The sequence below is a fragment of the Burkholderia sp. AU16482 genome (assembly GCF_002223285.1).
Classification (GTDB): Bacteria; Pseudomonadota; Gammaproteobacteria; order Burkholderiales; family Burkholderiaceae; genus Burkholderia; species Burkholderia semiarida.
Genome location: NZ_NKEY01000007.1, coordinates 293,761 through 318,237 on the forward strand (window position 1 = coordinate 293,761; position 24,477 = coordinate 318,237).

General features: G+C 65.5%; 13 protein-coding genes and 1 pseudogene. 9 read left to right on the forward strand and 5 right to left on the reverse strand.

The features are described from left to right. Positions 1-38: 38 nt before the first annotated feature. Together CFB35_RS28305 and CFB35_RS28310 are read right to left on the reverse strand one after the other, a co-directional pair. A complete protein-coding gene (locus CFB35_RS28305) occupies positions 39-9,374 on the reverse strand; it encodes a hemagglutinin repeat-containing protein (protein WP_179231804.1) in 9,336 nt (3,111 codons plus the stop codon). Between the two features lie 438 nt (positions 9,375-9,812). Then, complete coding sequence (locus CFB35_RS28310; RefSeq protein WP_089465872.1) at positions 9,813-10,289, reverse strand: OsmC family protein; 477 nt, start codon at positions 10,287-10,289, stop codon at positions 9,813-9,815. Between the two features lie 130 nt (positions 10,290-10,419). Between CFB35_RS28310 and CFB35_RS28315 the strand changes: the two genes are divergently transcribed. Next, on the forward strand, positions 10,420-11,061 hold the full coding sequence (locus CFB35_RS28315) for a GntR family transcriptional regulator (protein ID WP_089465873.1): 642 nt from the start codon (positions 10,420-10,422) through the stop codon (positions 11,059-11,061). A gap of 26 nt (positions 11,062-11,087) precedes the next feature. On the opposite strand, the gene CFB35_RS28320 is transcribed toward CFB35_RS28315, so the two are convergent. Further along, complete coding sequence (locus CFB35_RS28320; protein ID WP_060011182.1) at positions 11,088-12,113, reverse strand: LacI family DNA-binding transcriptional regulator; 1,026 nt, start codon at positions 12,111-12,113, stop codon at positions 11,088-11,090. Between the two features lie 189 nt (positions 12,114-12,302). Between CFB35_RS28320 and CFB35_RS28325 the strand changes: the two genes are divergently transcribed. The 5 genes from CFB35_RS28325 (at position 12,303) to CFB35_RS28345 (ending at position 18,658) form a co-directional block, all read left to right on the forward strand. Further along, positions 12,303-13,460, forward strand: coding sequence for an ABC transporter ATP-binding protein (locus tag CFB35_RS28325; protein WP_089465874.1), 1,158 nt, complete (start codon positions 12,303-12,305; stop codon positions 13,458-13,460). Between the two features lie 8 nt (positions 13,461-13,468). Further along, entirely contained in the window at positions 13,469-15,460 is a 1,992-nt protein-coding gene (locus tag CFB35_RS28330) for a beta-galactosidase (protein WP_089465875.1), read from the forward strand. A gap of 66 nt (positions 15,461-15,526) precedes the next feature. Beyond that, positions 15,527-16,786, forward strand: a complete 1,260-nt coding sequence (locus CFB35_RS28335) for an ABC transporter substrate-binding protein (protein ID WP_060317703.1) — start codon at positions 15,527-15,529, stop codon at positions 16,784-16,786. 54 nt (positions 16,787-16,840) lie between these two features. Then, positions 16,841-17,785: a carbohydrate ABC transporter permease gene (locus CFB35_RS28340; RefSeq protein ID WP_059581543.1), complete on the forward strand. Its 945-nt coding sequence runs from the start codon at positions 16,841-16,843 to the stop codon at positions 17,783-17,785. Between the two features lie 21 nt (positions 17,786-17,806). Next, on the forward strand, positions 17,807-18,658 hold the full coding sequence (locus tag CFB35_RS28345; RefSeq protein WP_059581541.1) for a carbohydrate ABC transporter permease: 852 nt from the start codon (positions 17,807-17,809) through the stop codon (positions 18,656-18,658). A 246-nt stretch (positions 18,659-18,904) separates the two neighbouring features. Here the strand turns inward: CFB35_RS28345 and CFB35_RS28350 are convergent, their stop codons facing one another. Next, entirely contained in the window at positions 18,905-19,288 is a 384-nt protein-coding gene (locus CFB35_RS28350) for a hypothetical protein (protein ID WP_060011169.1), read from the reverse strand. 172 nt (positions 19,289-19,460) lie between these two features. Continuing rightward, positions 19,461-20,924, reverse strand: a complete 1,464-nt coding sequence (locus tag CFB35_RS28355; protein WP_089465876.1) for a DEAD/DEAH box helicase — start codon at positions 20,922-20,924, stop codon at positions 19,461-19,463. Positions 20,925-20,975: 51 nt separating this feature from the next. On the opposite strand from CFB35_RS28355, the pseudogene CFB35_RS35490 reads away from it, so the two are divergent. The 3 genes and pseudogenes from CFB35_RS35490 to CFB35_RS28370 all read left to right on the forward strand — a co-directional run. After that, positions 20,976-21,281: pseudogene (locus tag CFB35_RS35490) on the forward strand (hypothetical protein); the annotation flags it as partial. Positions 21,282-21,303: 22 nt separating this feature from the next. After that, positions 21,304-21,708 (forward strand): heme-binding protein, encoded by a 405-nt coding sequence (locus CFB35_RS28365; protein WP_059581533.1) that lies wholly within the window; start codon positions 21,304-21,306, stop codon positions 21,706-21,708. A gap of 39 nt (positions 21,709-21,747) precedes the next feature. Beyond that, entirely contained in the window at positions 21,748-23,922 is a 2,175-nt protein-coding gene (locus CFB35_RS28370; protein WP_060968174.1) for a malate synthase G, read from the forward strand. Positions 23,923-24,477 lie beyond the last annotated feature (555 nt).

A 24,477-nucleotide genomic window follows, 5' to 3' on the forward strand; every position in this document is an offset into this window, starting at 1 on the left:
AAGCCACTAAATACAAGGCAATCAATCTAAGCATTTCTTCACTTCCCAATTCGAGATTTGGCATCGTTTATCGCTTTCGTTCCTGCTTCAGCGCCGGCTGCACCACCGATACCAGCACCAATTGCAGGAACATTGTTCGGGTTAAACAGATTTTGTCCCGATGATCCCGACCAAACTCCAGTTCCGGACCAACCGAAGCTACCCATCCCGGATTTCGCCAACGCAGAAATTAGATTTTGCATGGCGAGCCCCGTCACATAGCCGATAGCCGCCGCACCTGCGTTCACTGCCGCGCCGGTTGCAATGCTGTCGTGTTTCCCGGAAATCGCATTGTTTGTGACAGTATCAAGAGCACCTGTTACAGAATTTATTACGACGTTCCCAAAGAACTTGGTATAGGTGCCGGCTCCGCCAGCCATTGCGGCATACCCAACATCGACTGGATTGACCGTGCCATTCTGAATGTACTGTGAAGTCGCATTTACACCACCAGTTAGGACGCCAATCCCAACAGGCGACGTCCACGCGCTGGATCCCAACGCTCCAGTTGAACCAAAAATTGGCGCGCCCGGGATAGCAGCTAACCCTGCAGCAATCTCTGGCGCCAACCCAGCAGTTACCAGCCCGCCGGCAATGACGAGTCCGGCCTTTGGATTAGCCACTGCGCCCGGCAACGCCTTCTGCTCCGGCGTCAGTGAACCATCCTTGTTCCCAGACAAGAACGGACTGTTGTACTCCGCCGGCGTCGCATGGAACAGTCCGCCACCATTCTGACTGATATAGGCGACCGCGGTTGCGTCCCCTCCCGGCCCCTTGCTTGCCGCCGCGTCCACCAAACGATAGCCGTTCGCCAGCAACATATTCCGCGCTTGTTCCACGGTGAGTGCTTTCCCGGTCTTTTCTTCATAGAACTTCGCGAAGTCCTTCGCCTTGTCCTTCGCCCACTGTCTTTCATCAGGGTGAAGCTGCCGGTTAAACCGATCAACGTTGTACCCCGAGAACGCTCCCGCTTCACCGCCCACAGCAGCGCCGGCACCCGTCGCAAGCGCGTTCGCCACGATGTTGCCCAGTGCCTGATTCATATTGGCGTTGCCGGTCGGATCGCTGCCTGCGATCGCGCTGCTCAGCTCGTTCAGCTTGCCCGACGCTATCGATGCAATCGCGGCACCGGCGGCACCGCCTACCGCATTACCGCCCGCCAGCCCTGTCACCAGCGCCGCACCGGCACCTTGCATCAGCGCGCGATTTGCTCCACCTTCCTTCCACGCGTCGACTCCCGCCTGATCACCGTTCGCGGCGGCGTCTTTCATCATCTTGTCCGCGTAGTCCCCGATCCGGCGCGACACCGCTTCGCCGGCCGCGCTGGCTGCGGCCATCATGTCCGCTTGATTGGCCAGCAGGTTCTGCATGTCGGGAAGTTTGGCGACCGTACCATTCGTGTCCGCCGTATCACGATTCAAGCTCGCCACATCCTGCTTCTGGTTTGCCGAATCCGTAATCGTAATGGTCCCCGCACTCACGCCGCTCTTCGTCGTCGCGCTATCACTGCCGCTGTCGTTTTGGCCAAGCATCGGTGCGGCACCACCGGCATTCTTGCCCGACGCGCTACCGTGCGTGCTGTAGTTCATCCCGCCGTCGCCGGTCGTCGCGCCCGCACTAAAGCCGCTCGAGCTCGCGTCGTAGTGCGACTGGTTCTGGATGTCCGAGAACGAGAGGGAACCCGTCGTCAGCGAATTCTTCGCCGCATCCGCGCTACTCGCGATCAGCCCGCCTTTCAGGTCGGTATTGCCGGTGACGTTGATATTGAAGCCGCCATCACCCGCTTGGATCCCGGCTTGCTCGTTGACGCCCGCATAGCTGCCCGACGCGTTGCCCTTGCTCTGGCTGAAGCTCGCGCTGGCGCCACCCTGACTGATGCTGAAACCGCCACCCGAACTCGACTGATGCGCCGCGCTCGACAACGTGTCCTGGACGCTCACAATGTTCAGGTTCCCGCCCACATCGGCATTCACCTGGTTGCCGTTCACGTTCGAGCCGATGATGTTCGTATCACCGCCCGAAATGATCGTCACGCCGTTTGCCGCATTCACGTGACTGTTGTTCTGCGTGGCCAGATCGCTGTTGCCGTCGCCATTGGCTTTCGACATCGCCGCCGAGATACCAAAGCCGCCCGTGCCGACCGACACGCCCACGCTCGCACTCTTCGAGTCGTTCGTGCTGCGCGTCGAATCCGTATCCGTCGTATTGACGATATTGACCTGATTCTTCGCCGCCAGAATCACATCGTTCGCGTTCACGTTCGAGCCGGCGATCGTCACATTGCCGCTGCCAGCCTGACCGTTGCCGGTCGCCGCAAACGCCACGGTCCCGCCTGCATTCACGTTCGAGCCGCGATTCGTCAAGCTGTCTTCGGAGAATGCGCTCTTGCTGTGACTGCTGCCGACGCTGACTTCGACCTTGAACTGAGGCGTTTCGCCCGCCCCCAGCGCCCGGACCACATCGCCCGCGGCCATGTTCGCATCCCATGCCGCGCTCGCCGCGGCCATCCCGTGCAGCGCTGCTGCACGGCCATCCTGGCTATTACTGGACGCACGCGATTGACCCACCGCATTCGACACCGCGTCGATTACCGGCGCCTTCAGCGCCAGCGTCAGGCCGCTCTTCGACACTTCCTGCGTCTCGCCGCGGTGGTTCTTGTCCTGCGCGGCGTCAATCGTAACGTTCGCGCCTGTCCCGCTGAGATTCTTCGCCGCGATCAGGTCGCTGCCGGTCACGTGCAGATCGTTGCCAGCCGCGATGCTCAGGTTGCCGTTCAGTGAGCCGATCGTGCTGGCGTTGTTCGACACCTCGGCGCTCTGGTTGGTTGTCTTCAGCGAACTGCTGCCCACCGACACCGACAGTCCGCCGCCCGACATCAGCCCGGATTCCTTCTTGTTGTAGTAGCTCGACGACTGCAAGGTATCCTGCGACGTCGTGACCGTTACGTTACGCGCTGCCGTGAGCGTCACGTCATTCGTTCCGACGATGGTGCTGCCCTGAACATTGACGTCCTTTCCACTGACGATGTTCGCACCGTCCGCTGATACCAGACTACCCTGATTCAGCGTCATCGTCTGGTCGATCCCGCTCGCGACCTTCACGCCGCTCACGACGTTGCTGTGGCTATGCGTCTCGTGTGAGTTCAGCTCATGCGTTTCGGTCGCTGCGCCGATATTCACGTCGCCGGCCGCCATCAGGTTCGCATTCCCCTTGTCGAGGCTAACCGTGCTGCCACTGATCGTGAGATCCTTGCCCGACGCAATCGTGACCGTGTCGCTGCCTTTAAGCGTCGTTCCGGTCAGCGCCTGATCCGACGTGTGCAACGTATCCGCGGAGCTGCCGTGCCTGTCGCGACCCGAGCTGTTGCTGTTCACCGTCGACGTCGCGCTCGCTGCGCCGAGCGTGACGTTGCCCTTGGCTGCGATCGCCCCGCCTTGGCCGAGGTCGATCTGCGCACCCTTGGCGGTCAGATCTCCGCCGACGCCAATCAGTGAAGCACCGCCAACCTGCACAGTGCTGCCGGTGACCTTGTTGATGTCGGTATTCGACACGCCGTTCGCGCGCTGCACGATCTTGTGCTCGCCGGTCTGGACCGCGCCGAGATCCCAGTTGCCGCCGACATTCATCCCGAGATTGCCGCCGACCGACAGGTTGCCCGCGTTCTGCTGGAAGTTGCCGCCCGTCGTGATCGACGCATTGCCCGCCACGTCGAGTTTGGCGGTCGGCCCGAGCGTCGTCACCACGCTCGTCGCGCCGTCCCGGCTCACGCGCGTGTTCGTCTTCGTCGCCGTATCGAGAACCAGGTTTTTCCCGGCATCCAGCTGCAGGCTGCCAGCCTTCACGTTGGCCGACGTCAGATCGATGTTGTTGTCGGTCTTCAGCGACATCAGCCCACCGCTTTGCAATGCGCCGAACGCGCTGTCGATCTGCTTGCCCTGGATCTCCAGCGTGTTGTCGGCCTTGATCGTGCCGCTGTTCGTGAACGACTGCGCATTCTGGAAATCGATGTTCGTCGCGCTGATCAGCGGGCCGTTGATATTCTGCTGATTCGCCTGCGCGAGATATACGACCGGCACCAGCACCGACTGGCCGTCGACCACGCGCGCCTCCATCATGATCACGTTGCCGGTCAGCTTCGACACCTGCTCGGCCGACAGGCTCGCACCCATGGGAAGATCGAGCGACCTCGACAGATCCGCGCCTGCCGTCATCAACGACTGATACATCGTCTGCAGGTCCGCGTACGGGCCGAGCACCGCCTTGCCGGTCAGCGCCGTCACTTGATTGCGTACGAGCTGCTGCTCATAGAAGCCGTCGCCGAGCCGCTTCGGGATATGCGTGAGGTCGACGCCGAGCTGTCCGAAGAAGTAGTCGCTCGAAATGAAGTTCTTCTGGTTCGTGAAAGCCGGGTTCGTCTCGATCACGTAGCTCGCGTTCGGCGCGGTGGTCGGCTTGAACAAGCCTCCTTGCGGAATGGTGAGGTTATTCAGGACGTTCAGCGCCGTTGCACTGGCGATGATCGGATCGACCGGCGCCGGCGGACCGCCGTGCACCGACGACGCCCCCGATTTCGCGCCGCTCGCGTTACCACTCAGGTTGGTGGGCGTGAGGCCCGGCACCGACTGTCCCGGCAACAAGCCGAGCGACGGAATCGATGTGTTGGCCGCCGTGTTGCTGACACTGACGCCCGTACCCGAGATCGTGCCGTTGGAACTCAGCGTCGAAAAATAGCCCGGCAGCGTGTAATCCTTGATCGACGCCGGCGCCGCCTGCGTATAGCCACCCGGGCGCCCCGTCACGAACGGCGCATTGCCGAACGGCAGTTGCCAGTCGTGTTCAGTGTTGTCGTAGTTGTTGTAGTGGTATTGCCCCGAGTAGGACACCGTCACGCCCGGCAGTTTCTGCCCGGTCGCCGCCCAGCCGTCGGCGTCGTAGTGCCCCGGCACCTTGATGTCACCGACCGCCGCGATATTGCTCCAGTAGTTCTGCAGCGTGCCGACCGAAGATGCGTCGATCTTGCCGCCCGACACGATCTGCGCGGCCGGACTGATGTCGGTCACGGTCGTCGCCGTTGCGCTGTCCGCGTAGTACGTCGTCTTCTGGTAGTTGCTGTTCCACTGCCCGCTATGCGGCGGATCGGTCGGCACCCCACCCACGAAATCCAGAAAAAGTTCACGTACTGCGGGGTCGCGAAGGTCGACCCCGCCCACGTCCCGACCCGCGCAGGCTTCCATGTGGACCGCCACGCATCCGGACATGCTGATGCCGAACTGCGCGAGCAGTGCCGGATCGATTTGGCTGGTGGACGTCTTCATCACGCGGCGCGTGCTCGTCACCTTGTCCGCATGCAGTTTCATGTCGCTGCCGGACTGGATCAGCGCCGACACATTGTTGACGAGCCCCGCGTTCGTGTAGTTGCCGCTCGCGTCCTTGCCGCCTCCCAGTACGACCTTGCCCATCCCGAAGATGGCGGTCGTCGCCATCGAATCGGTCGCGGTCGTGTCGTCGCGGTTTTCGATGTCGCGTGCGAGGATTTCGAGCGTGCCGTTGCTGTCGGATGCGCCGATCAGCGCGGTCGGGCCGAGGTTCGAGATCGTATTGACGGCGTTAAGCGACGCGCTGGCGCCCACGAGCGCACCCGTGTTCGTCAGATTGATCGATTGCGTGTGCAGCAGGCCGCCGGCAGTCAACGCGCCCACGTTGACGATGTTGCCCGCGTTGACGCTCAGGTTGTTGACCGATTGCAGGTTCGCAATGTTCGTGAAGGTGCCGGGCAGCGTGAAGGCGAGATCGTGCCCAACGTTGAACTGCGTATCGGACGCCGCCGTGTAGTCGCCCTGCAGGTTCACGTTGGCGTCGTGCGTTGCGCTGTACGTGCCGCCGCCCAGCAGCGTGGCCGCCGACACCGACAGATCGTGCGTCGAGCTGATCTGTCCGTTCGTATTCGTGATCGCGCCGGTCGTCGTGACGTCCACGTCGCCGTTCGAATTCGTGACGTTGCCGATGGTGCCGCCGCTGTTGTCGAGGGTGTTGCCTTGTACGTGCAGCGACGCGCCGCTGAGCTGCCCGCCCTGCGTGTTGCTGATCGATGCCGCGCTGACCGTCACGTCGCCGTTGCCGGTAATAGCGCCCATGCCTGATACACCTCCGGCATGGCTGTTCGCGATCTGGCTGCCGCCTTGCACCGTCATCTTGCCGACGCCGAGGTCGACAATGGCGCCGTCCGCGTTGTCGATCGACGCGGATTGAATGGCGAGCGTGCTGGTGTCGCTCGGAGTCGATTGCCCCGCCTGGATGTGCCCGCCGCGGTTTGACAGAGCGCCACCGTTCTTCAACGACAGCGACGCGTCCGATTGCAGCAGGCCCTGTGCGTTGTTCACGTCACCCGCAATCGTGGCGTTGATACCGCGCTGCGCGGCAAGAATACCGCTCGCGTTGTTCCAGGAAGCCGCGTTGACGATAGCTTGTCCCTTCGTCACGATGGTGCCCGACGCGTTGTTCAGCGCGCGGGCGCCATTGCCCGGCGCAATCGTCAGCGTGCCGGTGCCAGCATGCGTAATGGTGCCGCCTGCGTTGTTCAACTCGGCCGGCTCAAGCGTCAGATCCGTGGCATTGGTCTGGATCACGCCGGCGGCCGAGTTGTCGAGCGTGCCGCTGACGTTCATCCCCATCGCCGACGGTCCATACTGCGTGATCGTGCCGCCGTGATTCACGAGGTTCGCAGCCGTCAGCGCAAGCTGATTGGCTTCGAGCTTTCCGCCGCTGTTGTCGAGCGTCGAATCGGCGATGACAGACAGATTCGGCGCGACGATCGAGCCGCCCTGATTCGTCATGGAGCTCGTGCGGAGCGTCGCATTCGTGCCGGCACCGATCTGGCCGCCGTCGTTCGACAGCGTACCGCTGGTGACGCCGAGATCCATGTTCGACAACAGCTTGCCGCTCGCATTGTTCAGCGTGCCGGCGACGGTTGCCGCCAGTCCGTTCTGCGCGTTGATCGAGCCCGACGTGTTGTTCAGCGTGCCGGCTTGCGCGACCACGCGCCCGTTGCTCGCGATTGCGCCGCCGACGTTCGATACCGAGCCCGAACCATTGCCGAGCGTCAGCGTGCCGGTTCCAGCATGCGTGATCGTGCCGCCGTCGTTCACGAGTGCGGCAGGTGCGAGCGTCAGATCGGTACTGTTCGTTTGCAGCGTGCCGCCATTCGAGTTGTCGAGTGTGCCCGACACGTTCACGTTCATCGCGCCGGCGCCGGTCTGCGTGATGGTGCCGCTGTGATTCACGAGGTCGGTCGCGGTCAGCGACATCTGGTCGGCCTGCACGGTGCCGGCGCTGTTGTCGAGCGTCGTCGCGCTGACCGTGGCCGTCTGACCAACGATCGAGCCGCCGTTGTTGATCAAGCGCGCGCCCGCATCGACCGCTATCTTTTGCGCAGCCTGCAGCGTGCCGCCGCCGTTGTCGACCGACTGGCCCGCGATACGTAAATTCGTGTTCGATGTGATCGTGCTGCGGTTGACAACGTTTGCGCCGCCGACCGACACATCGCCATTGCCGCCGATCACACCGCCTTGCGCGCCGTTCGCGGTGGTACCTGCCGCATTGATCAATTGGCCGCTCGTCGTGACCGAGAGGCCGTCTGCGTTTAGCGACGTGATCCGCCCCGCCGTGTTGTCCAGTGACGCGCCGGCCACCGTCATGCCGGCCGCGCTTTGAATAGTGCCCTGGTTGTTCGCGATATCACCGCCACGCAGGTCGGCCGTGCTTTCGGATACGAGCTCGCCCGATTGGTTGGCGATCTGGCCGGCGACATTCACCGACAACGCGCTCTGTGACGAAACCTTGCCGCTCTGGTTCGAGAGGGCACCGCCGGTCAGCGTCGTGCTGCCGCCGCTCGACAGGTTGCCGTGATCGTTGATCATCGTGCCCGAAGCATTCGCGTGGACGTCGCCTTGCGCGCTCGTCGTCGCGTTCGACAGGTTCATGTCGCCGGCCCTCGCGTTCAGCGACAGATTGCCGTTTGCTGCGGTCTGGCTGCCGGCGAGATTCACGCTGCTGCCGGACAGCGACGCATTGCCGCCTGCCACGTTCTGGCCGGTTGCGCTCAGTTGGCCCGACGTCGAGACGTTCAGGTCGCCACCGCGGCCGACGGAGCCATCGTTGTTCACACCCGCGCCGAGCGTACCCGTCGAATTGACGGTGCCGGCGTTCACGATCGTATTCTGGCGTGCCGCGAGCGTGCCGCTATTCTTCAAATCGCCGGCCGTATTCACCGACGCCGATTGCTGCGCGTACGTGGTGCCGCTATTCTGAATTCCGCCGGTAGCCGATAGTGCGAGGTTGCCGCTCGCCGTGGTCTTGCCCGTGAGCACGAGCCGGCCGTTTGATTGCAGCGTCAGGTCACCGGCCTGCGCAGCGATCGTACCGGCATTGGCGACCCCGACACCGAACTCGTTGGACGCCAGGAAGATCCGATTACTATACATACCGCCTAACTGGCTCACGTCGATCGCGACTGACGGAGCGGGGCCGTCGCCGGCGATCGGCGTCGCGGCAAGCGTGTCGTGGTTGACCTGATTCGTACCGGCGATCACGTTCATGTTCTTCGCGTAGACCGCCGCGTTCACCTGTACCGCGCGAGCAATAAGATCCACCTGATCGGTACCGGTTGCATTCAAACCGGCACCCGAGACGGTCACGAGCCCGCGGTTAACGTTGTAACCGGCGAGCGAACCATCGGCGCCGTAGTACGGCACGCCCGTTGTGAGGGTTGCGCGACTGGTGTTGATGAAGGACGCGCCATCAAGATAAATGCCCGACGGATTCGCGAGGACGAGCTCCGCCCGGGAGCCGGCGATCTCCAAAGCGCCACGAATTTGGGAAGGATTCGGACTGTTGACCTGATTGACGATGATCCGCGCGGCCTGCCCGGCTCCGTAATTCGGGTTGCCGTTGATCCAGCCCGCCTGCTGCGTCTGAACCATCGTGGCCGAGTTGTTCAGGATCGCGCCAGCCTTTTGTACGTCGAACTGGTTGTAAGTGTTGACCGAGACGCCCGCATTCGACGGTCGCGCCACGTTGACTTGAGGCAAGCCGTTCGGCGTCTGGATCACGTGCGTGCTGGTGCCCGGCGTCGGCACGATCTGCGCATCGGACAAGGTGGGGAACATGCCAAGCGCAGCAACGCCCGCTGCTACGACGTGCACACCGGATATCGACGAGCGTCGACGTGCGCGTGCCTCGGCTGTTGCGGATTTGCCCTCGGCGATCGCCGTCTCCGCGACGGCCACCACGATACCCCGAAGCCTGGAATACACCAGGCGATGCGTATTTTTGTTCACTCTCGTTGACGCGGCCCGCGTCCATTCGTTGGATTATCGAGCGTGAGCGTACCAAAGCACTGGTAAATCACTGTCAACAATTGCTAAGCCGTTGAAGAAACACCACAAATTGTGAATTTCGGATGCGTCTGATTGACATGCGCCGTGGACATTTCCTGTCAGATACGTAAGGCATACTGACGGACAATCGGACTGACTTTTCGCATAAATTTTGTTTTCCGATTTCTCTCGCACGACTCCCGTCCGAAAATAATCGTTATCGTATGCAGTCAATTAAACAAGAGGCATTCGACATCGATGGCGCGCCCGTAGCCCACTCGGTCACAATAAACGGGCGTATATCGGAAGCACGACTCGCATCGCTATCCCGAGCGTCCATGCAGGCGCATTGATCTGCTCGAAAATGTCCGGCTACGAACGAGGACTGATTGCTCCGAGCTAGGCTGCCTCGACCTCGATCACCGGCTCGCACCGAATAGGGAAGTTCACCGAGTTCGCCACGTAGCACTTCGCATGCGCATCGTGATGCAGCCGCTCGGCGAGCGCGCGATCGTCGCCCGCCCGGATCGTCACCCGCGGGCGCAGCACGATTTCAGTGAAGCGCCCGGCTTCAGCGCTGTCGACCATCGTGCCTTCCGCGTGGTCGACGTAGGCCAGCACGCGGATGCCGGCCTCGGCGCACAGATGCAGATACCAGAGCTCGTGGCATGCCGATGCCGACGCGAGCAGCAGATCTTCGGGGTTCCAGCGCGCGGCGTCGCCGCGGAACGCCGGGTCCGACGAACCGGGGATATCCGGCTTCGAACCAGCCCGGATCACATGATCGCGGCCGTACTCGCGATAGCCGGACGTGCCGGTGCCGCGATTGCCCGTCCACTCCACCGCGACGCGATACCGGTGTTCGCCAGATGCCATTTCGCTCTCCATTGATGTTGGTTGCCCCACCGGGCCGAACGCCGTTGCGTGCAGCCCGTCGATGGTCGCCATTGTGGCACTGGATGGTCGTTTGGTATACCATTATTCCAAAATTAACGAACAGGCACGCATGGAAGCCAAACTCGACTCCACGGCGGACGCGATCGCCGCGTCGCTGCGCGACATGATCATCAACGGCGAGCTGGCGGCCGGCGAGCGGCTCGTCGAGCGCGACCTGGCCGAGCGGTTCGGCATCAGCCGGATCCCGATGCGCGAGGCAATCCAGCGGCTGGAGCGCGAAGGTTTGCTCGATATCTTCCGGAATCGCGGCGCGGTCGTGCGCATGCTGAGCGCATCGGACGTGCAGGAAATCTACGATCTGCGCGTGCTGCTCGAAGGCGACGCGATCTACCGCAGCGTGAAGCGGCTCGACGACGAAACGCTCGCGCGCGCCGAGCTCGTGCATCGGCTGCTCGGCGATGCAACCGCGCCGCGCCGGCAGGGCGAGTTGAACCGTGAATTCCACGCATTGCTGTATTCGTGCTGCGGCAACGCGCGGCAGTTGAAGTCGATCGGCGAACTGCGCGGCCAGGTCGAACGTTATGAGCGCCTGCAGGCCACGCTGCTCGCGGACACGCCGTCGTTCCAGGTCGAGCACGAAGCGATTCTGCAGGCATGTCGCGAACGCAATGCACGCGCGGCACGCGCGATGACGGTCGCGCATCTCGAGTCGGCAAGAAGCATCGTGCTGCGGCTCGTCGAAGGCGGCTGAGGCGGCGCACGACCGCCCGCGCCTCGCTATGCCGCGTGCGGTACCGGCCCGGTCGTCCCGCGCACCGCCAGCGTCGGCGGTGACGCGACCCGCACGCGCGATGCGTCTCCACCCTGCCCACCCGCCTCGCGCAGCGTATTGAGCAATTCGACCGCGAGGCCGGCCGCCTCGGCGGTCGGGATCGCGACGGTCGTCAGCGTGGGCCGCGTGTCGCGGGCGAGATGGATGTCGGTGATGCCGACGATCGACAGATCGTCGGGCACGCGCCGGCCGCGATCGGCGGCCGCATGCATCGCGCCGATCGCCGGCAGGTCGTTGGTCGCGACGAGCGCGGTCAACCGCGGGTGCGCATCGAGCAGCCGGCCCGCCGCACGCAGTCCGCCTTCGATCGAATCATGCTCGGCCGCGACGATCGATGCGTCGAGCCCCGCGTCGCGCATCACGTCGACGAAGCCGTCGTAGCGCGCCGCCTGCACGCCGCTCGCCGCACCGCCGACGATCACGCCGATCTTCTCGTGACCGAGCTCGAGCAGATGCCGCGTCGCGATCCGTCCGGCCTCGCGGAAATCGATCGCCACGCACGGCAGGCCGTCGGGCGGCGCGTCGGGCCGCTCCCACAGGCACAGCACGACCGGCACGCCGCGCCGCGCGACGTCGAGCAGATCCGGCAGGTGCAGGTTCGCATTGGTCACGAGAATCCCCTCGGAGACCGTGCCGGCGATCTGGTCGAGATACGCGCGCCCCTGCAACGGGTCTTCATTCGTATTGCAGACGATCAGGAACTGCCCGTTGCGGCGCACCGCGCGCTCGACCGCCAGTGCGAACTCCGGATAGAACGGGTTCGCGATACTCGATACCATCAGCGCGACCGTCGGCGCACGGCCTTCGGCCAGCGCCCGCGCGGCGAGATGCGGCCGGTAGCCGAGCGCGTCGACCGCTTCGAGCACGCGCGCCCGCGTTGCGTCGCCGACCCGCCCGCGGCCGCGCAGCACATTCGACACCGTCGCGGCCGTCACGCCGGCGCGGCGCGCCACTTCTTCCAGTGTTGCCATCGTTTGCCCACTATATGAGACGTCGATCCAGTATTTGCTTCGCTCACCGAAGCGGCGCACTATCGCCGCACACCTTGCCGCCCGACCGACGGGCGCGACTCGGCCGCGATCGCATCGCCTCTTTTTTTGATCGCGATGATTAAGCGCTTAATCAAGCAGGATGGCGCATTAAAACATGGAGCGGAGACAATGGCGAGCATCTCGATGCGGCGCGTGCAGAAAGCCTTCGGCGAGCACGCGCCGGTCATTCGCGACGTCGATCTGGAGATCGGCGCGCACGAGTTCTGCGTGTTTCTCGGGCCGTCCGGGTGCGGGAAATCGACGCTGCTGCGCATGATCGCCGGGCTCGAGGATCTGAGCGCGGGCGAGCTGTCGATCGACGGCCGCCGCGTCGACGACGTGCCGGCCGCCGAGCGCGGCGTCGCGATGGTGTTCCAGAGCTACGCGCTGTTTCCGCACATGACGGTGTACGAGAACATGGCGTTCGGGCTGAAGCTCGCGCGCGTGCCGAAGGCCGAGATCGACCGGAAGGTGCGCGACGCCGCGCGCATCCTGCAGCTCGACACGCTGCTCGAGCGCAAGCCGAAGGCGCTGTCGGGCGGCCAGCGGCAACGCGTCGCGATCGGCCGCGCGATCGTGCGCGAGCCCGGCGTGTTCCTGTTCGACGAGCCGCTGTCGAACCTCGACGCGGCGCTGCGCGGCCAGACCCGCATCGAGATCGCGCGGCTGCATCGGCAATTCGAGCGCGCGAGCGTCGTCTACGTGACGCACGACCAGACCGAGGCGATGACGCTCGCCGACAAGATCGTGCTGCTGCACGCCGGCGCGGATACCGCGCGGCACGGCAGCATCGCACAGGTCGGCGCGCCGCTCGATCTCTACCACCATCCGGCCAGCCGCTTCGTCGCCGGCTTCATCGGCTCGCCGCGCATGAATTTCCTGCCGGCCGTCGTGGCCGCGTGCGACGCGCATCGCACGACCGTTACGCTCGTGCCGTCCGGCGAAACCTTCGTGCTGCCGCGAGACGGCTCGGCGCTGGGCGCCGGCGCCGCCGTCACGCTCGGCATCCGCCCCGAGCACCTGACGCTCGGCGCCACGCCCGACGCGACGACGCTCGCGCGCGACGTCGCGCTCGTCGAACGCCTGGGCGAACAGACCTACGTGCACCTCGACCAGCCCGGCCAGCCCAACGCCACGCCGCTGATCGCGAAGGTGCCCGGCGACGCGCAGGTGCGCACCGGCGAACGCGTGCACGTGCACGCGCCGGCCGCGGCCTGTCACCTGTTCACCGAAGACGGCCGCGCGGTGCCCGCGCGCGCCGACGTCCACGTTCACCACTACGCATAAGGATCGGCATGCGCCTCGGAGTCTGCTACTACCCGGAACACTGGCCGGAATCGATGTGGGCCGACGATGCCCGCCGGATGAAAGCGCTCGGCATCGAGCAGGTGCGGATCGCCGAATTCGCGTGGAGCCGCATCGAGCCGTCTCCCGGCGAATACGACTGGGGCTGGCTCGACCGTGCGGTCGACGTGCTCGGCGCGGCCGGCCTCGAGATCGTGATGTGCACGCCGACCGCCACGCCGCCGAAATGGCTGGTCGACCGCCATCCCGACATTCTCGCGATCGGCGCCGACGGCCGGCCGCGCGCGTTCGGCTCGCGCCGCCACTACGATTTCTCGTCGCCGACCTATCTCGAAGCGTCGCGCCAGATCTGCACGGCCGTTGCCGAACGCTACGGCCGCCACCCGGCCGTGCGCTACTGGCAGACCGACAACGAGCTGGGCTGCCACCAGACCGTCGTCAGCTATTCGCCGGCCGCGCTCGTGCGCTTCCGTGCATGGCTGAAGGCCCGCTACGGCACGATCGATGCGCTGAACCGCGCGTGGGGCACCGTGTTCTGGAGCATGGAGTATCGCCATTTCGACGAAGTGGACGCGCCCGTGGGCACCGTGACCGAAGCCCATCCGTCGCATCGCCTCGACTACCGGCGCTTCGCGTCCGACGAGCTCGCGCGCTATCACCGGATGCAGGTCGACGTGATCCGCGCGCATTCGCCGGGCCGGCCGGTCGCGCACAACTTCATGCAGCTGTTCACCGAGTTCGATCACTACGAGGTCGCGCGCGACCTCGACGTCGCGACGTGGGACAGCTACCCGCTCGGCGCGCTCGAGGAACAATGGTTCGCGCCCGACGTGAAGGCGCGCTGGCTGCGCACCGGCCATCCGGATTTCGCATCGTTCAATCACGACCTGTACCGCGGCATGTCGAAGCGGCCGTTCTGGGTGATGGAACAGCAACCAGGCCCCGTGAACTGGGCGCACTGGAACCCCGCGCCGCTGCCGGGCATGGTGCGGCTGTGGAGCTGGGAAGCGTTCGCGCACGGCGCCGGTTGCGTGTCGTACTTCCGCTGGCGGCAGGCGCCATTCGCGCAGGAGCAGATGCATGCGGGCCTGCACACGCCCGACGACAGGCTCGACGAAGGCGGGCGCGAAGCGCAGCGCGTCGCGCGGGAAATCGCCGCCGTGCTCGACGCCGGCGCGGATGCCGACGCGAACGGCGCGGTGCGTGCGCCCGTCGCGCTCGTGTTCGACTATGAAGCGAAGTGGCTGTTCGAAGTGCAGCCGCAAGGCGCCGATTTCCACTACCCGCGCTTCGCGTTCGAGTACTACTCGGCGCTGCGCTCGCTCGGCCTCGACGTCGACATCGTTTCCGCGCATGCACCGCTCGACGGCTATCGGCTCGTCGTCGTGCCGCCGCTGCCGATCGTGCCGGACGATTTCGCGTCGCGGCTCGCCGCATCGGGTGCGCACGCGGTGTTCGGCCCGCGCACCGGCTCGAAAACCGCCGACCTGCAGATTCCGCCGGCGCTGCCGCCCGGCCCGCTCGCGTCGATCCTGCCGGTGCGTGTGTGGCGCGTCGAATCGCTGCGGCCGAACCTGACCGAACGGATCGACGGCACGCTGCGCGACGGGTCGCCGCTCACGGGCGCGGCGCGCCACTGGCGCGACTTCGTCGAGCTGCACGACGACACGCGCAGCGTCGTGCACGCGCGCTTCGCCGACGGCCATCCGGCCTGCCTATCGCACGGTACGCTGCATTACTGGGCCGCGCTGTTCGACGATGCGACCACCGTGCGCCTGTTCGCCGATATCGCGGCCGAAGCCGGCCTGGCCCCGACGCCGCTCGGCGACGCCGTCCGCGTGAGCCGCCGCGGCGGCCTGACCTACGTCTTCAACTACGGCGACACACCGCACACGATCGACGCGGTACCGCCGTCGGCGTTCGTGCTCGGCGCCGCGCAGGTCGAGCCGCAAGGCGTCGCCGTGTATCGAAGCCGTTCGTAGCAACCGCCCCGGCGCGATGACGCGTCGGTCACGCACAAACAACGACACACAGGACTGGAGACACTCATGACCCATCGCCCCCTTCGCGTCGCTGCCCGCCTGGCGACCGCCGCCGCCATCGCATCCGCGTCGTTCGGCGCCGCGGCGCCCGCCGATGCCGGCACGCTGACGATCAACATCGCGTTCAAGGGCGCGAGCCAGCGCGCCGTGTGGCAGTCGACGATCGAAGCGTTCCACAAGGCCCATCCCGACATCGACGTGAAACCGACCTTCGTCGACGAGGAAGCGTACAAGGTGCAGCTCCCGGCGTGGCTCACGACCGTCGCGCCGGACGTCGTGAACTGGCACGCGGGCGAGCGGATGGCGTACTACGCGAAGCGCGGGCTGTTCGAGGACCTGAGCGGCGACTGGACGAAAAACGGCTGGGACGCGATGTACGCGTCGACGCGCAGCGCATCGTCGTACAACGGCAAGCAGTACGCGGCGCCGACCGTCTACTACTCGTGGGGGCTGTTCTACCGCAAGGACCTGTTCCGCAAGGTCGGCATCGCGGACGAGCCGAAGACGTGGGACCAGTTTCTCGATGCGTGCAGGAAGCTGAAGGCGGCCGGCATCACGCCGATCGCGATCGGCGGCCGCGACGCGTGGACGCTCGCCGGCTGGTTCGACTATCTCGACCTGCGCCTGAACGGCAACGCGTTCCACCAGCAGCTGATGGCCGGCGACGTGCCGTACACCGACCCGCGCGTGAAGAAGGTCTACACGACGTGGAAATCGCTGATCGATGCCGGCTACTTCATCGACAACGCGCTGTCCTACGATCTCGACGGCGCGCAGCCCTTCCTGTTCCAGGGCAAGGCCGCGATGATGCTGATGGGCACCTTCATCGCGGCGGGTTTCCCGCCCAACGTGAAACCGGAAATGGGCTACTACCGCTTCCCGATCATCGACCCGAAGGTGCCGACCGCCGAGGACGGCCCGGTCGAATCGCTGCACATCCCGACCAAGGCGAAGAACAAGGCCGACGCGCACACGTTCCTCGCATTCGTCGAAACGCCCGAGATCGGCGCGAAGCTCGCCGAAGGGCTCGGCTCGCTGTCGGCCAACAGCAAGTCGCCCGAGCCGGCCGATCCGATCTCGCGCATCGGCTTCCGGATCCTCGCCGACACGAAGGGCGGCGTCGCGCAGTTCTACGACCGCGACATGACCAAGGAAATGGCCGACGAGGGGATGAAGGGCATGCAGCAGTTCGTCGCGAATCCCGCGCAGCTCGATACGGTGCTCGCGCAACTCGAACAGACCCGCAAGCGGATCTACAAGAAGTGACCGCGTGACCCAACCGGCGGCCGCGGGCCGCCGTGTCCGTTCAGGAGGCTTGCCGTGTCCAGTCCGACCACGTCCACCCCGCGCGACGGCACCGCGCCGCCGTCGCGCGGCTCGTCCGCCAGTGCATGGCGCGCGCGCCGCCCGTCGCCCGCCGTGCGGCGGCAACGGCGCGCCGCGTGGCTCTTTCTCGCGCCGGCCTGCGCGATGGTTGCCGTCTATGTGATCTGGCCGATCCTGTCGACGCTGTCGCTGAGCCTGTACAACTGGGACGGGATGACCGAGCGCACCTTCGTCGGCCTCGCGAACTACGCGGAGCTGCTGCATGCGCCGACGTTCTACACGGCGCTGCGCAACAACGTGATCTGGCTCCTGCTGTTCATGCTCGCGCCGCCGCTCGGTCTCGCGCTCGCGCTGTACCTGAACCAGGCGGTCGGCGGCATCCGGCTCGTGAAGTCGCTGTTCTTCGCGCCGTTCGTGCTGTCGGGCGTGGTGGTCGGCCTGATCTTCTCGTGGTTCTACGATCCGACCTTCGGCCTGCTCGCGCTGCTCGCCGGGCATGGGATCCCGGTGCTCGGCGACGCGCGCTACGCGACGTTCGGCATCGTGTTCGCCGCGCTGTGGCCGCAAACGGCGTACTGCATGATCCTGTACCTGACCGGCCTCACGTCGGTCAACCCGGAACAGATCGAGGCCGCGCGGATGGAAGGCGCGCGCGGCTTCGCGCTGCTGTGGCACGTCGTGCTGCCGCAACTGCGGCCGACCACGTTCATGGCGATCGTCGTCACCGTGATCGGCGCGCTGCGCAGCTTCGACCTGATCTCGGTGATGACGGGCGGCGGCCCATTCGAAAGCTCGACCGTGCTCGCGTATTACATGTACGACCAGGCGATCAAGTACTACCGGCTCGGCTATTCCGCGTCGATCGCCGTCGTGCTGTTCGCGATCATGCTCGTCTACATCGTGTTCCAGTTGCGCCGCATGCTGCGCAACGAACAGTGACCTTTCGGGAGTTCACTCATCATGTTTCCGACACCCGTTGCCCACTGGAAGCCGGTATCGCGCCGGCTGTACAAGCTGTCGCTGCCCGTCGCGCTCGTGATCTGGCTGCTGCCGATGATCGCGGTATTCATCACGTCGGTGCGCTCGACCGAGGAACTCGTCGAAGGCCACTACTGGGGCTGGCCGCGGCACTTCTCGATGATCGAGAACTATCGCGACGCGCTGACCACGTCGCCGATGCTGCATTACTTCTGGAACAGCGTGCAGATCACCGTGCCGTCGGTCATCGGCTCGATCGCGCTCGCGGCGATGGCCGGCTTCGCGCTCGCGACCTACCGGTTTCGCGGCAATACCGCGCTGTTCGGCACGTTCGTCGCCGGCAACTTCGTGCCGGTGCAGGTGCTGATGATTCCGGTGCGCGACCTGTCGCTGCGGCTCGGCGTGTTCAATACCGTCGAAGCGCTGATCCTGTTTCACGTCGCGTTTCAGACGGGGTTCTGCACGCTGTTCCTGCGCAACTTCATCAAGCAGTTGCCGTTCGAGCTGATCGAGGCGGCGCGCATCGAGGGCGCGGGCGAATGGACGGTGTTCTGGCGCATCGTGCTGCCGCTGATTCGGCCGGCGCTGGCCGCGCTCGCGATTCTGGTGTTCACGTTCGTGTGGAACGATTACTTCTGGGCGCTGTGTCTCACCCAGGGCGACGAGGCGGCGCCGATCACGGCGGGCGTCGCGGCGCTGAAGGGGCAATGGACGACGTCGTGGAATCTCGTATCGGCCGGATCGATTCTCGCCGCGCTGCCGTCGGTCGCGATGTTCTTCGCGATGCAGAAGCATTTCGTCGCGGGGCTCACGTTCGGCGCGACGAAAGGCTAAGCGCGCGCCGATCGCGTTTTCGGATCTCCCCCTCCGCATCGTGAGGTTGCCCGCTTCGGCGGGCTTTTTTCATGCGTCGCGGGTTCGGTGGATCTCGTTTGGCAACCCTGGCCCGCCGTTCAGCTTCAACACCGTCCACGAATCGGATGAGCGAGAAGACTGATGTGAACGGCGAGTGTCCGATACGTGGCGCGGAGCCGAACCTCAAAACGGCGCGCCCAACGTACCGGCGAATGACAAACCCGGTCAGAGATCTCCGCGCACTTCACCCGTTCCGAGCGCGTTCCGCTGCCGGTTGACTTCCGCCCACAGTTCATCGCTGTCGTCGTCGCGCAGCACGACCATCCAGTCCAGTTGATCGTCGGTCACGCCGAAGTACTCCAGAATTTCCCGCCGAACCCCATCGATGAACTGCGCGTATTCCGGCGTGGCCTGCGCTCGCGCGTGCAGGGCGTCGTATTCCGCATCGTCCACGCCGCCGCCGTGCTCGTCGATATAGCGCGAGATCCACTGGTCTCGTTCGTGGTCGTAATCGGCTTCGGCGCGCATCGCTTGCACGGCCGTGTAGAAATCCAGTTGGGCAAACGCGGCGATCGCCGCCGTTGTCGCCTCGTCGAATGTCGTCGTCATTCCATCTCTCACTTCAGTCATCGCACATCATCGGTCACGCCGCGAAGCTTCTATCGCGGGCGGTTTCAGGTCGCTCACGAGAAACCCGGCAGCGCTGTTCCGAACCACCCGTATGCGTTCACGACATCGGACAGCTCGATCGTATCGGGCACGTCGAAAGCGAAGGATCGGGCTATCTGGACGGTTTGCCAGGTTTGCCGCGACCGCCCGCGGATTTGCCCGCCATGTTGCTCGCAGCCTTCCCCGTCGCCGGTTTGCCCGCCGGCTTGCCGCGCGGCTTGTGCACGCTGAACGGGCTGCCGACGGTGTAGTCCGTTCCCGTGCCGACGGCTGGTTTCGCCTGCTGCGCCGCGGGCTTGCGCTTGCCTTCGCTCCGTTGCGCTGGCGGCTTCTTGCCCGGCGCCTGCCTGGCGACCGGCACGGCTTGCGGCACTTTGGGCTTTTTCGGCTTTTTGGGTTTCCTGATGATCTCGCCCGTCGCGCTGGTTTCCGGCACGCGGTGTTCGGCTTCGAAACCCGGCTCTTCTTCCCGCCGCAGCGTCTGCCGGATCAGCGCTTCGATCGCGGCCAGTTGCGGCGCTTCATCGGCGCACACGAGCGACACGGCCACGCCGCTCGCGCCCGCTCGGCCGGTACGGCCGATACGGTGCACGTAGTCTTGCGCGACGATCGGCAGATCGACGTTGATCACCAGCGGCAGATCGTCGATATCCAGCCCGCGCGCCGCCACATCGGTGGCGACCAGCATCTGCACTTCACCCGTCTTGAAGCGCTCCAGCGCACGCAAACGCGCGGGTTGCGGCTTGTCGCCGTGGATCGTATCGACCGCATAGCCGGCTTTCTCCAGCATGAGCGCCAGATAATCGACGCCATTGCGGGTCTTGACGAACACCAGCGCGTGTTCCCACTTGTTTTGGGCCACCAGGTGCATGAAGAGCTCTGGCTTGTTCCGCTTGTCGACCGTCACCACCCACTGCTTGATCTTGCTGGCCGTGGCGTTGGGCGGGCTGACGCTGATATCGACCGGGCTGCGCAGAATGCTCGCGGCCATCTTGCGGATTTCGTCCGAAAACGTGGCCGAGAACAGCAGCGTCTGGCGCCTGGCGGGCAACGCGGCAAAGACCGCGTCGAGTTCGCGCGCGAAGCCGAGATCGAGCATGCGGTCGGCTTCATCGAGCACGAGCGTCTGCACCTGATCGAACTGCACGGCGTTCTGGCGATTGAGGTCGAGCAAACGGCCGGGCGTCGCCACGAGCACGTCGACGCCCTTGCGCAGCTTCATCATCTGCGGATTGATGCTCACGCCGCCGTAGGCGGCCAGAAATCGCAGATCGAGGCCTTTGCCGTACTCGACGAAGCTTTGCAGCACCTGCTCGGCCAGTTCACGTGTCGGCACCAGCACCAGCACGCGCGCACGGTTGCTGGATACCGCCGGGCCGTGTTGCGCCAGCCGTTGCAACAGCGGCAGCGCGAAACCGGCCGTCTTGCCGGTACCGGTCTGTGCGGCGGCCATGACGTCCTTGCCGCCGAGCACGGCGGGAATCGCCTTGGCCTGCACCGGCGTGGGTGTCTGGTAATTGAGGCCCTGCAGATTACGCAGCAACGGCTCGATCAGGCCAAGCGAGGCAAAAGACATGGACATGTTCCGGGCTAAAACCGCAATTCTAGCGGTTACCGCGCCGGCCAAGCCGCGCCCGCTCACGTCCGGCCGTCGAGCCGCAACGTCGACGCGTGGTGGCCCGCGATCGAAGCCGGCGCGGCAGCGATCGCCGCCGACCGCAAGCGGCTGCGGCAAGTTCATGAAGGAATACGGCAGCCTGTCGCGCTCCGACCCCGTCCATGCGGAGAAGGCGCGGGGGCGTCGGCGCGCTCGCGCGCGCGGCCGGACCTGATTGTCACCGCCAACGTCGGCTGCCAGACTCATCGGAATGGCGCGAGCCGCACGCCCATGCGCCACTGGATCGAGCGCGTCGACAACCGGCTGGTCGACTGACCGCCTATTCCCGAGGAACGCCATGCAAACGAAACCCGAACTCGAACTGGCCGATGCCGAGCGCATGCTCGCCGCGGCCCGCGCGGAAGCGGAACGCCACGGCTGGGCCGTGTCGATCGCCGTCGTCGACGACGGCGGCCACCTGCTCGCGTTCGCGCGGCTGAACGGCGCATCGCCGGCCAGCAGCTGCATCGCGCAGGACAAGGCGCGCGCGGCGGCGCTCGGCCGTCGCGAGACGAAGGCGTATGAGGATATGATCAACGGTGGCCGCACCGCGTTTCTGAGCGCGCCGCTGACGGGCTTGCTCGAAGGCGGCGTGCCGGTCACGGTCGGCGGCCGGATCGCGGGCGCGATCGGCGTGTCTGGCGTAAAGTCCGAACAGGACGCGCAGATCGCCCGCGCCGGCACACAGAGCGTCGCGGAATAACCAGCCAAACCGCGCGCATTTTCCCCGGGAGGATTCACGATGATCGACCAAGCAGGACTGCAAGTCGCGCCAGCGCTGAGCCAGTTCATTGAAAACGAAGCGCTGCCGGGCACCGGCATCGACAAGGCCGCGTTCTGGAGCGGTTTCTCGGCCCTGGTGCACGACCTCGCGCCGCGCAACCGCGAACTGCTCGCCGAACGCGACCGCCTGCAGCAGGAACTCGACGCGTGGCATCGCGCGCACCCCGGCCCGGTACGCGACCATGCCGCGTATCGCGCATTCCTCGAACAAATCGGCTACCTCGTGCCGGTCCCGTCGAACGTCGCCGCAACCACCGCGAACGTCGACAGCGAGATCGCCACGCAGGCCGGCCCGCAGCTCGTCGTGCCGCTGTCGAACGCGCGCTATGCGCTGAACGCCGCGAACGCGCGCTGGGGCAGCCTGTACGACGCGCTGTACGGCACCGACGCGCTGCCGGAAGACGGCGGCGCCGAACGCACCGCGGCCTACAACCCGACGCGCGGCCAGCGCGTGATCGACTACGCGCGCGACGTGCTCGACAACGCCGCGCCGCTCGCGAGCGGCTCGCACCGCGACGCGCTGCGCTACCGCGTGCAGGACGGCCAGCTCGCGGTGGAAACCGCGAAGGGCGACGTCGGGCTCGCGCAGCCTGCGCAGTTCGTCGGCTACCAGGGCGCGGCCGGTGCGCCGTCCGCGATCCTGCTCAAGCACAACGGCCTGCACCTCGAGATCCAGATCGATGCGTCCACGCCGATCGGCCGCGCCGATCTCGCGAACGTGAAGGACGTCGTGCTCGAAGCCGCGGTCAGCACGATCATCGACTGCGAGGATTCGGTCGCGGCGGTCGACGCGGACGACAAGGTCCAGCTCTACCGCAACTGGCTCGGCCTGATGCAGGGCACGCTGGTCGAGGAAGTCGCGAAGGGCGGCAAGACCTTCACGCGCCGGCTGAACGCCGATCGCGAGTACACGACGCCCGCCGGCGGCACGCTGTCGCTGCACGGCCGCTCGCTGCTGTTCGTGCGCAACGTCGGCCACCTGATGACCAACGGCGCGGTGCTCGACCGCGACGGCAACGAGATTCCGGAAGGCATCCTCGACGGCGTCGTCACGACGCTGTGCGCGCTGCACGACCTGAAGGCGAAGCGCAACTCGCGCACGGGCTCGATCTACATCGTGAAGCCGAAGATGCACGGCCCGGCCGAAGTCGCGTTCGCCGACACGCTGTTCGCGCGCATCGAGGATCTGTACGGCCTGCCGCGCAACACGCTGAAGATGGGCATCATGGACGAGGAACGCCGCACCAGCGTGAACCTCGCCGCATGTATCGCCGCCGCCGCCGCGCGCGTCGCGTTCATCAACACCGGCTTCCTCGATCGCACCGGCGACGAGATGCACACCGCGATGGAAGCGGGCCCGATGATCCGCAAGGGCGACATGAAATCGTCGGCGTGGATCCAGTCGTACGAGCGCAACAACGTGCTCGCGGGCTTGTCGGCCGGCCTGCGCGGCCGCGCGCAGATCGGCAAGGGCATGTGGGCGATGCCGGACCTGATGCACGCGATGCTCGAGCAGAAGATCGCGCATCCGCGCGCCGGCGCGAACACCGCCTGGGTGCCGTCGCCGACCGCGGCGACGCTGCACGCGCTGCACTACCACCTCGTTGACGTGCAGGCCGTCCAGCAGGCACTCGAGAAAACGCCGTACGCGAGCGAGCGCGACGCGCTGCTCGAAGGGCTGCTGACCGTGCCGGTCGTCGAGCGCGCCGCGTGGAGCGAGGCCGAGATCCTGAGCGAGGTCGAGAACAACGCGCAGGGCATCCTCGGCTACGTCGTGCGCTGGGTCGAACAGGGCGTGGGCTGCTCGAAGGTGCCGGACATCCACGACGTCGGCCTGATGGAAGATCGCGCGACGCTGCGCATCTCGAGCCAGCACATCGCGAACTGGCTGCGCCACGGCGTGATCACCGAGGCGTTCGTGCTCGACGTGTTCAAGCGGATGGCTCGCGTCGTCGACCAGCAGAACGCCGGCGATCCGAACTATCGTCCGATGGCGCCCGATTACGACCGGTCGACCGCGTTCAAGGCCGCGTGCGCGCTCGCGCTGCAAGGCACGTCGCAGCCGAGCGGCTATACCGAGCCGCTGCTGCACCGGTTCCGGCTCGCGTTCAAGGCGCAGCAGCACGGCGCATGAACCTGCGCATGCGGGCTCGTCCCGCATGCCGGGCGCCGCATGCCGGTGGTACACCGGCCTTGCGAAACGGGCGGCCCTCGCGGCTGCCCGTTTTCACATGGGTATTCACCCGACCGTTGAAACCGATAATCGGCGCATATCGCGCGCTTTCGCGTGCGACGCCCGCCCGCCGATAATCCGCCGATCCGCCGGTATCCGCGGCCGGAAGCCGCGCGGACTTTCCCGCCGCACCGCAATGCCTTGCTCAGCAACGATCCGCCCGATACTTGCAAGCGCGGGATTACCCCATAATTTGACCCCGATCAAGCAGCCGCAACATTTTCCGCGCACGCAAACACGCGCGTTATACTCCGTGGCATTCGCATCGCGCGATTTGTCAGATCGTCGAATTGCAGCCGATGTTACCTGTGAATATCGGGTTTATCTGGCCGCGATTGTCGATAATCGGTGCCCGTTTTCTCCGCTGGACGGAAGGCATGCACGGGCAGGGCTGCGCACCGGGTCGCCACCGGTAGCCATACGAACAATCGCATCGGCACGCCGCCCGGCGACGAT

Coding starts and splice junctions, on each gene's coding strand:
- CFB35_RS28355 (WP_089465876.1), bottom strand. CDS start 20,924: ATGTCTTTTGCCTCGCTTGGCCTGATCGAGCCGTTGCTGCGTAATCTG.
- CFB35_RS28345 (WP_059581541.1), top strand. CDS start 17,807: ATGTTTCCGACACCCGTTGCCCACTGGAAGCCGGTATCGCGCCGGCTG.
- CFB35_RS28370 (WP_060968174.1), top strand. CDS start 21,748: ATGATCGACCAAGCAGGACTGCAAGTCGCGCCAGCGCTGAGCCAGTTC.
- CFB35_RS28330 (WP_089465875.1), top strand. CDS start 13,469: ATGCGCCTCGGAGTCTGCTACTACCCGGAACACTGGCCGGAATCGATG.
- CFB35_RS28365 (WP_059581533.1), top strand. CDS start 21,304: ATGCAAACGAAACCCGAACTCGAACTGGCCGATGCCGAGCGCATGCTC.
- CFB35_RS28315 (WP_089465873.1), top strand. CDS start 10,420: ATGGAAGCCAAACTCGACTCCACGGCGGACGCGATCGCCGCGTCGCTG.
- CFB35_RS28335 (WP_060317703.1), top strand. CDS start 15,527: ATGACCCATCGCCCCCTTCGCGTCGCTGCCCGCCTGGCGACCGCCGCC.
- CFB35_RS28310 (WP_089465872.1), bottom strand. CDS start 10,289: ATGGCATCTGGCGAACACCGGTATCGCGTCGCGGTGGAGTGGACGGGC.
- CFB35_RS28350 (WP_060011169.1), bottom strand. CDS start 19,288: ATGACGACGACATTCGACGAGGCGACAACGGCGGCGATCGCCGCGTTT.
- CFB35_RS28325 (WP_089465874.1), top strand. CDS start 12,303: ATGGCGAGCATCTCGATGCGGCGCGTGCAGAAAGCCTTCGGCGAGCAC.
- CFB35_RS28320 (WP_060011182.1), bottom strand. CDS start 12,113: ATGGCAACACTGGAAGAAGTGGCGCGCCGCGCCGGCGTGACGGCCGCG.